Here is an 11049-nt window from a genome sequence, read left to right on the forward strand (position 1 = left end):
GGCCATCCGGCAGCGATGACCGCGCGGCGCCCGGCCATAGCGGCGGGCCATCTTCGTGTTGGTGGCCGTCTCGTCGATGAACACCAGCGTGTCGGGATCGAGATCGGGCTGCGCCTCGAACCAGTCCTGGCGGGCCGCTCTCACGTCCGGCCGCGCCTGCTCGGCGGCGTGGACCGCCCCTTTTTACGGGTGATCCGATGCCGCCGGAAGAAGCGCCACAGCCCGCTCGTGCTGGTGGGCACGCCGCGCCCGGCCAGGGCGTCGCGCAGTTCGTGCAGGAACAGGTCCGGCCGCTCCTCGTAGGTCGCCAGGATCAGCCCGGCATGCGCCTCGATGCGGTGCGAGGTATGGTCGCCACCCGACGGCCTGGCGGCGACGTGGCCGTCCTGGCGGAAGCGCTCCGACCAGCGGCAGGCGCTCGATACGCTGACCCCGAAGCGCGCGGCAACCTGATGGCAGGACGCTCCCTCGGCCACGGCCGCCACGACGCGCTCGCGCAGATCCAGGGACAACGGTGAAGGCATCAGCGGCTCCTTCACACGGCAACGCCGCAAACAGTCCCACGTCGCAACCTGCTCGGAAATAGCTCTAGGCATATCCGGACGTGTCAGTAGTCCGACAGGTTGGAGAAAGCCCGGTTACTAGCCACCGTTCACCTTCATGGTGACAGCCCCGCGCTCGACCGGATCGAGGCTATACCGACAAGCTCATCACGCTGTCCTACATCGACATTATGGCCCCGCTTGTCTTGATTTAGTCGCAAACGTGGCAATCATAACATAGGTTTCATCTCGAATTTTAGGGATTTTAATTTGGGAACAGGGTGATTTCATGCCGATTGGTCGAGAGTGGGCTTCCCGCCTGCACTCGTCGGACGGACGCATATTCCTGGAGCCATCCGGCTCACGTGCCCGTCCCGAGCCCTCAGCCGACAGAGAAGGAATCCTCCATGGCTGATTTCCTGAGCACCCTCACCGACAGCGGCAACACCGGTGGGGGCGGCAACGGTGGCGACGGCGGCTCCTCCAGCAGCTTCGACCTGAGCAAGGTGCTCAACCTCGACGCCGACGCCTCGTCCAACCACACGACCTACAGCGATCACCAGAGCAGCTCGCAAGACTCCTCGATCGTCGACAACGGCAGCGCGGCGTCGCATTCCTACGAGACCGCCTCGGGCGGTTCCGGGGACGACGGCTCGTCGTCGTCCTACGCCTCGCACGAGCAGGACTTCGGTGGCTCGGCCTCCGACTCGTCGCAGGCCAGCCACAACGTCGACTACAGCTCGCACAGCTTCGAGGGCAGCCTCCACTTGGACAGCTCGCTCGACTCGATGACGCAGTCGCTGCACCACGACGGCGGCCTGCTCGGCGCGGCCTGAGCCTGCGCAACCACGCGGACGGCTGCACCAAGCCGTCCGGGCCGGGGTCCCCAGCGGATCCCGGCCCACGCCGCGGCGCACGTCCGTCCCGCCCGTCCCTGACCGCTTCCCGCGCGGTCCGTCCCGCCGGAGGCTCCCTCGCAGGATGGCGAAGCGTTCGCTCGACCCCGAGATCGGCACCGCCCTGCGCGGTAACCTGCCGGCGCTGGCCATGGCGGCGCTGTTCAGCGGCGGCATCAACCTGCTCTACCTCGCCTCGCCGCTCTACCTCACGCAGGTCTACAACCGCGTCCTGTCGAGCCAGAGCGTGCCGACCCTGGTCGCGCTTACCCTCGTGCTGGCCTTCGCCCTCGCGGTGATGGGCATGCTCGACGCCATCCGCGCCCGCGTCCTCGGGCGCGTCGGCGCGATGCTCGACACCCGCCTCGCCCACCGCGTCCTCGCGGCCTCGGTCGGACGAGCGGTCCGGCCCGGCGAGGCGCGCAGCGCCCAGGCCCTGCGCGACCTGGACCAAGTCCGCATGACCATCGCGAGCCCGGCCGTCCACTTCCTGTTCGACGCGCCGTGGACGCCCCTGTACTTCGTCCTGCTGTTCCTGGTGCACCCGGCGCTCGGCACCACCGCGGCGCTGGGGACCCTGGTCCTGCTCGCGGTGGCCGTCCTCAACGAGTGGGCGACCCGGCGCAGGCTCTCGCGGGCGACCGACACGGCAGCGCGCGCCTACGCCTTCACCGAGAGCCTCGTGCGGCACGCCGAGGTGATCCGGGCGATGGGCATGCAGGCCGCCGTCGCCCGCCGCTGGGACGCCGACCGCGACGGTATGCTGGGCGATCAGGCGCGGGCCGGCGACCTCAACACGACATCCACCGCCGCGATCCGCTTCCTGCGCCTCCTGCTCCAGGCGGCGATGCTCGGCGTCGGCGCCTACCTCGCCATCGATCACACCATCCTGCCCGCGACCATCTTCGCGGCCAGCATCATCATGGCGCGCGCGCTCGCCCCCGTGGAGCAGGCGGTCGCGTCCTGGCGTCAGTTCGTCGGCGGCGCCGACGCGCTGCGGCGCCTCGACGGCCTGCTGCGCGCTGAGCCCACGCCGAGGGCACGCATGCACGTGCCGATCGCGGCGGGCGGGCTCACCGTCGAGGGCTTGTCCTACCTGCTGCCGGGCACGCGCCGCCCGCTGCTGCGCAACGTCTCCTTCGACCTGCCGCCCGGCGAGTTGCTGGGCGTGGTCGGTCCGAGCGGGGCGGGCAAGAGCACGCTGGCCAAGCTCGTGGTCGGGGCGCTGCCCCCGAGTTCGGGCCGCGTCCGCTTCGGCGGCGTCGATCTCGACCCGTGGGGCCGGGCCGACCACGGCCGGGCGATCGGCTACCTGCCGCAGGAGGCCGGGCTGTTCCCCGGCACGATCCGGGACAACATCGCCCGCTTCCACGCCGACGCCGACGACGCGGCCATCGTCGCGGCAACGGAGCTGGCCGGCGTGCACGCGATGATCCTCGACCTGCCCGACGGCTACGAGACCGTGCTGGGCGAGGGGGGCGCCGGCCTGTCAGGGGGGCAGCGCCAGCGCGTCGGTCTGGCGCGGGCCCTGTTCGGCGATCCGCGTCTCGTGGTCCTCGACGAGCCGAACGCCAACCTCGACGCGGCGGGCGAGATGGCGCTGATCCAGGCGATCGTCGAGGTGGTGTCGCGCGGGGCCAACGTCCTCGTGGTGGCGCATCGCCCCAACCTGATCGCCGCGGCCGACCGCATCCTCGTGGTGGAGGGCGGCGCGATCTCCGCCTACGGCCCGCGCGCAGAGCTGATCGACTCCCTGCGCCGGCGCCAGCCCCGCTCGGTGGAGGCGCGCGCATGAGTGGCACAGACCTGAGCGGCATGGTCTCCCTCGCACCGGCGCCTGGCCTGCCGTACCGGCGCCACGCGCGCCACGGCACCCGGGGACCGGTGCTCGCCGGGGCGGCGGTGATGGCGGTGTTCTTCGGCGGCTTCGGGGCCTTCGCCGGGCTGGCACCGCTGGCCGGGGCGGTCGTCGCCCCCGGCGTGGTCAAGGTCGAGGGCAACCGGCAGGCGGTCCAGCATCCGGATGGCGGCGTCGTACGCGAGTTGATGGTGCATGAGGGCGACCACGTCGAGAAGGGACAGATCCTCCTGCAGCTCGACCCCGTCGCTCCGCGGGCGCGCCTCGACACCCTGCAGATCGAGCGCGACGCCCTGCGGGCGCAGGAGGCGCGCTTCGTCGCCGAGCGCGACGGCGCGAACGGACCGAAGTTCGATGCCCTGGCCGACCGGGCGGGGACGCCCTCGGCCGACGAGGCCGTGCGCAACCAGGGCGCGCTGTTCCGCGAGCGCAAGCGCCAGTTCGAGGCCCAGATCGCCGTGCGGCGCCAGCGCATCGTGCAGCTCGGCGAACAGATCAAGGGCTACCGCGTGGAGATCGCCGGGCTCGACCGGCAGCAGGCGCTGATCGACGACGAGCTCGCCGGCATCCGCGACCTGTTCGCCAAGGGCTTCGCCCCCAAGACCCGGCTGGTGTCGCTGGAGCGCACGGCGGCGCAGATCACCGCCGACCGCGGATCGAAGCTGGCGGCGGTCGCCAGCACCGACGAGCGGATCGGCGAAACGCGGCTGGCCATCGTCGCCGCCGAGCGCGACCGTACCACCGAGATCGTCGACGGGCTGCGCGAGACGCAGGCGCGATTGGGCGAGATCGGCCCCAAGCTGATCGACGCGCGGGCGGTGCTGGAGCGGACGACGGTGCGCGCCCCCTCCGAAGGGGCGGTGGTCGCGCTCACCGCCTTCACGGTCGGCGGCGTGATCGCGGCGGGCAGCCACGTGCTCGACGTCGTGCCGAGCCAGCGCGCCCTCATCGTCGAGGCGCAGATCCCGCCCGAGAACGTGGACGAGGTCGCCGCCGGCATGGCCGCCGAGGTGCGCCTGACCGGGATCGCGCAGAAGCGCCGGCCGATCGCGGCCGCCCGCGTCGCCACGGTCTCGGCCGACCGCCTCGACGACCCCGGCGGGACGGGCACCGGTCACTACACCGCGCAGGTCCGCTTCGACGACGCGGCGGGCCTGCGCGCCCGCGACATCGTTCTGCAGCCGGGGATGCCGGCGCAGGTCATCGTGACCACCCGCAACCGGACGATGCTCGACTACCTGATCGCCCCGCTGAGCGACCAGGTCGAGCGCGTCTTCCGCGAGGAGTAGGCCGTGCCCAGCGACGATCGCGATGCAGATGCACCGCCGGCCGGTGCGGCCGGCTGGTACATCGACTTCGACGGCGACGAGGCCCTCGACCTCGACGCCCTGAAGGCGGACGCGGCAGGCCGGCGGAAGGCCGGGACGCGGACGCCTGCTCCCGCCAAGACGGCAGGCCGCGCCGGTCCCTGGCTCGGCGATCTGCTCGATGCCGCAGCGGACGAGCCGGGATCTCCGGTCGCCCGTGCTCCGCGGACTGGCGCGGCACCCACGCCGCGACCCGGCCCTCCTCTAAAACGCGCGCGAAGGAACGGCAGGACGGTCCCCGCCTCGGCGCGGTCCGACGACAGCTCAGGCGAGCGTCCGGCTGCCTCATCGAGACGAAGATCCGGCGCCCATGCCGTCCGACCGGGTGCCGCCGCGGCGGCGAGCGCTCAGCCTCCAAGCGATCACACGCCCGTGAGCGACGAGCGCCCGCCGCCCTGCGCCGGGGACGGATCCCCCGTCGCCGCCCGCGAAGTGGTCGGCCCCCCCGGCCCGCGGCAGCGGAAGCCCGAGAGCGACTGGGGACGATCGCGCAGCCGCGCGCTCGGCGCCTCGATCCTAGCCGCCGGCCTGATCTGCGGCGTCCTGACCGCGGCCAAGGTGCAGCTATCGTTGAGCGGGAATGGATCGGGGATGGTGACGCCGCACCGTGCGGCGCTGGCCGCGTCCGACGACCAGGAGCGGAACACGCGACTGGCACGCGTCACCATGCCGATGGCGTCGGACACCGAGGATGTCGGGGCGGTCCGGTGGACGGAACCGCTTACGCCGAGGATGGCAGCGGTGTTCGTCGAATCCGCTGTCGCCCAGCCCGAGGCCGTCGGCCCCATCGGCCCAGCCCGCACCGTAGAGCCGATCGTCCCACCCAACGTCGTATCCGGGCTGCCCCCGGACCGTGCGGCTCAGCCGCGGGTGCCGGCCCTGACGGCACGGACCCTGTCGCCGCACGAGATGGTGCCCCTCACGGCCGCGCCGACCGTCCTCGCACGCACGGAGCCGATGCAGGAGCCGGCGGACGTGATCGCGGCGATCGTCCGCCCCGTGACCTCCGTGCCGCCGGCCCCCGTGGCGAAAGCACCGACCCGCCTCGCTTCTCCCGCCGCGGAGACGGCCGGAAGCACGCACCGCTCGCATGCGCGCGCCGCGCCCCCGGTCGCCCGTGTGGAGCCCTCGCCCGTGCGTAACGCTCGACCGCCACGCGCGACCGTGGAACGGCCCCGACCCGGCCGGGTCGCCGCGCACGCGCGCAACGGCGTCCGCCGCACGGGCGCGATAGCCCCCATGCAGACGCCGCACCCTGTCCGACCGGCCATCCGTGACGTCGCCCATGCCGAGGGTATCGGTGGGATCGCGTTGCCGGCCTCCCTGCGGCCCACTCCCTTCTGACGAAGCCCCCAAGGACAGGAGACCATCATGCGGATCTACGCTCTGGCCTCGATCTGCGCGCTCGCGCTCGTGCCGCTGATCGGCGCGACCGGCCCGGCGCGCAGCACCTTCAACCTGTTCGCCGCGCCACTGGGTGCGGTCGGGTCCGGATGGACGATGCCGTGGCAGCTCAGCCCGGCGTCGGACGCTTCCCGCGCCCAGGGCGAGGTGACGGTGCTGGGCTACGTGCCGGGCTACGGCACCGTGCGGGGGACGCCGACCGCGCTCCGGTACTTGTTCTCGGCGCTGCCCGATCAGCCGGGGCGCAACAGCCTCGTCGAGGCATGTCAGGCGAGCGTGGGCCGCGCGGCGGCCAAGTTCGGCCGAGTCCGGGTCGAGGCGAGTTCCGCCGGTCCGGAGCGTCGGACACCGGACGGCACCGTCGCGCCGGTCTCGTTCCGCCTGACCTACTCGCGCTTCAACGGCCGCGAGGATTACGAGGTGCGCCAGACGACTCTGACCTGCGCGGCGGACAGGGGCGGGCGGATCGTAAACGCGTCTGCGTGACGTGGCCGTGTCCGTCGATGTGTTCGGAGCCTCAGTATTCATCCATGTGATTTTGACGCTCTCAACCCTGGCGTAGCCAGATGCATCCGGAAGTCTTCCGGTTTGACCTGACCGGTATTTTGGACCGGGCCGCGTGAGAGGCTACTGCATGGCCGCGACCATGGGTAGCCGGAAGGCCAGATCCGGGACGGTGACGGGCGCGGGCGGCCGGTAGCCCAAGGACGAATGCGGCCGGACGCGGTTGTATGTGGTTTGCCAGATCCCGATCACAGTCTGCGCCTCCTTGAGCGAATAGAAAATCTCCTGTTTCAGGCACTCGTCCTTCAACTTGCCGTTGAAGCTCTCGCAGTACCCGTTCTCCCACGGCGAGCCCGGGGTGATGTACTGGATCTGCGGGCCCGTCTTGGCGACCCATTTGCGCAGCGCCTTCGCGATCATCTCGGGGCCATTGTCGCAACGAATGTGTTCCGGGATGCCGTGCAGGCACATCGCGTCGGCCAGCGCCTCGATCACGCCGAGGCTGCCGATGCGCCGCGCCACCTTCAGCGCGAGGCAGGCCCGGCTGTGTTCGTCGATCAGCGTCAGGACGCGCAGGGTCCGCCCGTCATGGGTCTGCGCCTGGACGAAGTCGAAGCTCCAGACGTGGTTGGGGTGGAGCGGGCGCAGCCGCACGCACGAGCCGTCGTTCAGCCAGAGGCGGCTGCGCGGTCGGTGCTTCTGTGGGACCTTCAGCCCCTCACGACGCCAGATGCGTTGAACCCGATCCTTGCCCACCCGCCAGCCGGCCGCTTGCAGCAGCGCGGTCACGCGGCGGTAGCCGTAGCGCCCGTACTCGGACGCCAGGGCGATGATGGCGCGGGTCAGCTCATCCTCGTCGGCCACAACCGTGGGCACGTAGCGCTGCGTGCCGCGGTGCTGACCGACGATCCGGCAGGCGTGGCGCTCCGAGAGACCGTACTTCTCTCGGGCACCATCGACCGCCTGCCGGCGTCGCTCGGGGGCTACAAGTTTCCCGCAGCGACGTCCGCGAGCACCTGCTTCTCCAGGGACAGATCGGCCACGAGCCGGCGCAGGCGGGTATTCTCGCGCTCCAATTCCTTCATCCGCTTAGCTTGATCGATCTGTAAGCCGCCGTACTCTTTGCGCCAGCGATAGTAGCTCTGCTCGGAGATCTCGGCTTCTTTGCACGCGAGCGCCAAGCTCTTGCCCTGTGCCGTCTGAACCTCGATCTGGCGCAGCTTGAGCACGACCTGCTCCGCGCTCGTCTTCTGACCCCGCTTCATACACAGCTCCTTCGGTCCCGGCTGATCCTCTCAATCAGCCCGGTCCAAAGCCAGCCGGTCAGGTCACTGCACTCCGCAGTTCCTGCAAGCCCGGCCCTACCAACGATAGGAAAGCGTGCCGAACACGTTGCGCGGCTCGCTGTAGCGGCAGCCATTGGCGGTCACGCAGGTGACATAGGCGTGGTCCAGGACATTGCGCACGTTGAACTGGGCGCGCCAGCCCCTGAGAGTCTGGTCGGCGACGCCGAAGTCGTAGATCGCGACGAGATCAAACAAGGTCGCCGGCCGCGTGTCGAATGTCACTCCGCCCGAGATGTTGGAACTGCCGATGTAGCGCACGCCACCGCCGAACCGCAGGCCGGGAAGGCCGACGGCGGCCATGTCGTAGGTGCCGAACACCGCGGCTTGATGGTAGGGGACGAGGTCCAGAAGCTGATTCAAGTTCGCCGCCACCGTGGTCCGCACCTGCCGCGCGTCGGTGTAGGAATAGGAAGCGACCGCCTGGAGTGGCCCGAAGTTCGTCCGGACCTCGGTCTCGAAACCCTGCGAGCGTACCTGACCGGTCTGGATGCTGAAGGTCGGGTTGACCGGGTCGGCCACGAGGGCGTTCTGCTGATTGATCTGGTAGACTGCGGCGCTGACGAGGGTGTCCGCCCCCGGGATCTCCCAGCGAAGTGGGATTGCCCCGTTTTTGTGGACGGTTCAGGGGGCTTGGCTGAGCAGGGTCTCGATTGACGGTTTTGACCCGGTCTCCTGCTCGTAGACGATGGGCGAGCGGTAGCCGAGCGCCGAGTGGCGGCGCAGCGGATTGTAGAAGGCCTCGATGTAGCTGAAGACCGCCATGCGCGCCTCTGCCTGCGAGCGGAAGCGGCGGCGGGCGAGCGGTTCGCATTCGAGGGTGGAGAAGAAGCTCTCGGCCATGGCGTTGTCGTAGGCGTCGCCGACCGAACCCATCGACGGGCGCACACCCGCCTCCCGGCAGCGATTACCGAAGGCCAGCGACGTGTACTGGGTGGAATCACGCGGTCGTTGCAACAGCTTATGGAGGGCTGTGGCGATGGCGGGTCGACGGCGTTCGGATCGGGCTTTGCGGGATAAGGTGAGGTCGCCGGGACGACCTCCGGTGGCACGGCAGGAGCACCGGCGCCGGTTCTGGGCGCTGGTCGCCTCGGGTCTATCGAGCGAGGACGCGGCGATGGGATGCGGGATCTCGCAGCCGGTTGGCTTCCGGTGGTTCCGAGAGGGCGGCGGGATGGCTCCCTCGCACCTGTCGCGATCCTCCAAGCCGCCGTCTGACCGCTACCTGTCGTTCGCCGAGCGAGAGGAGATCGCCCTGCTGCGGGTTCAGGGGCATGGGGTGCGCGAGGTCGCACGCCGCCTGGGGCGGGCGGCCTCGACCATCTCGCGCGAGTTGCGGCGGAACGCGGCCACGCGCGGCGGCAACCTGGACTATCGGGCGACGACGGCGCAGTGGCACGCCGAGCGCGCGGCCCGGCGTGCCAAGCGTGCGAAGCTGGCCACGAACGCAAGACTGCGGACGTACGTGCAGGATCGTCTGGCCGGCGCCGTCACCAGTCCAGGCGGGATCGCGGTGCCCGGACCGGCCGTTCCCTGGAAGGGGCGGCGACACGGGCGACGGCAGAGCCGGCGGTGGGGTATGGCCTGGAGCCCGCAGCAGATCGCCGAGCGCCTGCGCCTCGACTTTCCGGGTGACGCGACGATGCGCATCAGCCACGAGGCCATCTACCAAGCGCTCTACGTTCAAGGCCGGGGTGCGCTGAAGCGTGAGTTGACGGCGTGTCTGCGCACGGGCCGAGCTTTGCGGGTGCCTCGGGCGCGCAGCCACAGCCGGGGCAAGGCGTTCATCACGCCCGAAGTCCTCATCAGCGAACGTCCGCCCGAAGTGCAGGACCGCGCCGTGCCGGGACACTGGGAGGGCGATCTCATTCTCGGGCTGCGCAGCTCGGCGATCGGCACGCTCGTCGAGCGCACGACACGCTTCACGATGCTGCTGCACCTTCCACCGATGGAGGGGCATGGCGTGGCACCGCGCGAGAAGAACGGGCCTGCGCTGGCTGGCCACGGCGCGCAGGCGGTGCGTGACGCGATCACCCGCACGATCACGAGCTTGCCGGAGCAACTGCGGCGCTCGCTGACCTGGGATCAGGGATCGGAGATGGCCGAGCACGCGCGGCTGCGGATTGATGCAGGTCTGCAGGTGTACTTCTGCGATCCGCGCTCCCCGTGGCAACGCGGGACGAACGAGAACACCAACGGATTGCTGCGACAATACTTTCCCAGGGAAACCGATCTGAGCACCCATGGCGAAGGGGACCTCGCGGCCGTGGCCGCTGCACTCAATAGCAGGCCGCGCAAGACCCTGAACTGGAAGACACCCGCCGAGGCCCTCGACGCCGCAATGGCATCCGTCCATAATAACGTTGCGACGACCACTTGAACGCAAGCTGCGAGCCCTGGTCGGAGTGGTGGATCACGTCGCGCGGCTTGCGCTGGGTGACGGCCATCTCCAGGGCGTCCAGCACCAGCTCCGCGCGCAGGTGATTGGCCATCGCCCAGCCGACGACCCTGCGGCTGAAGGCGTCCAGCACCACGGCGAGGTAGAGGAAGCCGGCCGCCGTCGGCACGTAGGTGATGTCGGCCACCCACAGCCGGTTCGGAGCCTCGGCCGCGAAGTCGCGGTCGACCAGATCGGGGGCGGGCCGTGCCTCCGGATCGCGCCGGGTCGTGACGGGGCCGCCGCGCCGGTGGCTGGCCCCGACGAGGCCGGCCTCGCGCATCAGCCGGGCGATGCGCTTGCGGGAGTGCCGTACACCCTGCTCACGCAGGTCGGCGTGGACGCGCGGCGCGCCGTAGGTCTCGTGCGAGCCGACCCCCGCCACCGGCGGCCCGCCCATGCTCGAACCCGGCGCTCGCGTTCAGGTCGTCGTTCCTCCGGAAGCCTGCCACTTCGTCCCTGCCGAACTCTGAGAGTCCGTCTGGGATCATATTGTTGTTCGGCGGCATCTTGTGCTGAGATGCGGCCTCTTTTTGGAGGCGGCTGATGTGGACACAGGAGAACCGGGGCCGGTACGATCGAAGGGGCCAGCGCTATCCCAGCGACCTGACGGATGCCGAGTGGGCGCTGATCGAACCGCTGATCCCGCCGGCCAAGCGGGGCGGCAACAAGCGCACGGTCGATCTGCGAGCGGTGGT

Annotated in this window: 8 protein-coding genes and 4 pseudogenes; 7 read left to right on the forward strand and 5 right to left on the reverse strand. The window is 70.4% G+C overall.

The annotated features are described in order from the left end of the window. Positions 1 to 524 (reverse strand): annotated as a pseudogene (locus Q8W71_RS31535) (helix-turn-helix domain-containing protein); the annotation flags it as partial. Between the two features lie 425 nt (positions 525 to 949). Between Q8W71_RS31535 and Q8W71_RS31540 the strand changes: the two are divergent. The 5 genes from Q8W71_RS31540 (at position 950) to Q8W71_RS31560 (ending at position 6553) form a co-directional block, all read left to right on the forward strand. Next, on the forward strand, positions 950 to 1378 hold the full coding sequence (locus tag Q8W71_RS31540) for a hypothetical protein (RefSeq protein WP_305529303.1): 429 nt from the start codon (positions 950 to 952) through the stop codon (positions 1376 to 1378). A 145-nt stretch (positions 1379 to 1523) separates the two neighbouring features. Then, a complete protein-coding gene (locus Q8W71_RS31545) occupies positions 1524 to 3233 on the forward strand; it encodes a type I secretion system permease/ATPase (protein WP_305529304.1) in 1710 nt (569 codons plus the stop codon). Then, entirely contained in the window at positions 3230 to 4585 is a 1356-nt protein-coding gene (locus tag Q8W71_RS31550; RefSeq protein WP_305529305.1) for an HlyD family type I secretion periplasmic adaptor subunit, read from the forward strand. Before Q8W71_RS31545 ends, Q8W71_RS31550 begins: the two co-directional genes overlap by 4 nt. Before the next feature lie 450 nt (positions 4586 to 5035). Then, the gene (locus tag Q8W71_RS31555; protein ID WP_305529306.1) at positions 5036 to 6007 is read left to right on the forward strand and encodes a hypothetical protein; all 972 of its coding nucleotides are present in this window, start codon (positions 5036 to 5038) and stop codon (positions 6005 to 6007) included. 27 nt (positions 6008 to 6034) lie between these two features. After that, on the forward strand, positions 6035 to 6553 hold the full coding sequence (locus Q8W71_RS31560) for a hypothetical protein (protein ID WP_305529307.1): 519 nt from the start codon (positions 6035 to 6037) through the stop codon (positions 6551 to 6553). 141 nt (positions 6554 to 6694) lie between these two features. On the opposite strand, the gene Q8W71_RS31565 is transcribed toward Q8W71_RS31560, so the two are convergent. From Q8W71_RS31565 to Q8W71_RS31575, 3 genes and pseudogenes are all read right to left on the reverse strand, one after another. Then, positions 6695 to 7836 (reverse strand): IS3 family transposase gene (locus Q8W71_RS31565; RefSeq protein ID WP_305529308.1). Its coding sequence is split into 2 segments (ribosomal slippage): positions 6695 to 7569 and positions 7569 to 7836, totalling 1143 coding nucleotides; the frame shifts between segments, so codons are not numbered across the junction. A gap of 96 nt (positions 7837 to 7932) precedes the next feature. Further along, positions 7933 to 8517 carry a TonB-dependent siderophore receptor gene (locus Q8W71_RS31570; protein WP_370875596.1) on the reverse strand — a complete coding sequence of 195 codons (585 nt, stop codon included), beginning with the start codon at positions 8515 to 8517 and terminating at the stop codon, positions 7933 to 7935. 21 nt (positions 8518 to 8538) lie between these two features. Then, positions 8539 to 8850 (reverse strand): annotated as a pseudogene (locus Q8W71_RS31575) (transposase); the annotation flags it as partial. Between the two features lie 43 nt (positions 8851 to 8893). Here Q8W71_RS31575 and Q8W71_RS31580 point away from each other — a divergent pair. Then, complete coding sequence (locus Q8W71_RS31580) at positions 8894 to 10294, forward strand: IS30 family transposase (RefSeq protein WP_305529309.1); 1401 nt, start codon at positions 8894 to 8896, stop codon at positions 10292 to 10294. 7 nt (positions 10295 to 10301) lie between these two features. On the opposite strand, the pseudogene Q8W71_RS31585 reads toward Q8W71_RS31580, so the two are convergent. Next, positions 10302 to 10721: pseudogene (locus Q8W71_RS31585) on the reverse strand (IS3 family transposase); the annotation flags it as partial. 176 nt (positions 10722 to 10897) lie between these two features. Here Q8W71_RS31585 and Q8W71_RS31590 point away from each other — a divergent pair. Then, a pseudogene (locus Q8W71_RS31590) lies at positions 10898 to 11049 on the forward strand (IS5/IS1182 family transposase); the annotation flags it as partial.

It is taken from the genome of Methylobacterium amylolyticum, assembly GCF_030700245.1.
In the GTDB taxonomy this organism is placed as follows: Bacteria; Pseudomonadota; Alphaproteobacteria; order Rhizobiales; family Beijerinckiaceae; genus Methylobacterium.

What these genes read in the sequence shown, in the direction of transcription:
- Q8W71_RS31540 (WP_305529303.1), top strand. Translation starts at nt 950, where the DNA reads ATGGCTGATTTCCTGAGCACCCTCACCGACAGCGGCAACACCGGTGGG.
- Q8W71_RS31545 (WP_305529304.1), top strand. Translation starts at nt 1,524, where the DNA reads ATGGCGAAGCGTTCGCTCGACCCCGAGATCGGCACCGCCCTGCGCGGT.
- Q8W71_RS31550 (WP_305529305.1), top strand. Translation starts at nt 3,230, where the DNA reads ATGAGTGGCACAGACCTGAGCGGCATGGTCTCCCTCGCACCGGCGCCT.
- Q8W71_RS31560 (WP_305529307.1), top strand. Translation starts at nt 6,035, where the DNA reads ATGCGGATCTACGCTCTGGCCTCGATCTGCGCGCTCGCGCTCGTGCCG.
- Q8W71_RS31580 (WP_305529309.1), top strand. Translation starts at nt 8,894, where the DNA reads ATGGCGGGTCGACGGCGTTCGGATCGGGCTTTGCGGGATAAGGTGAGG.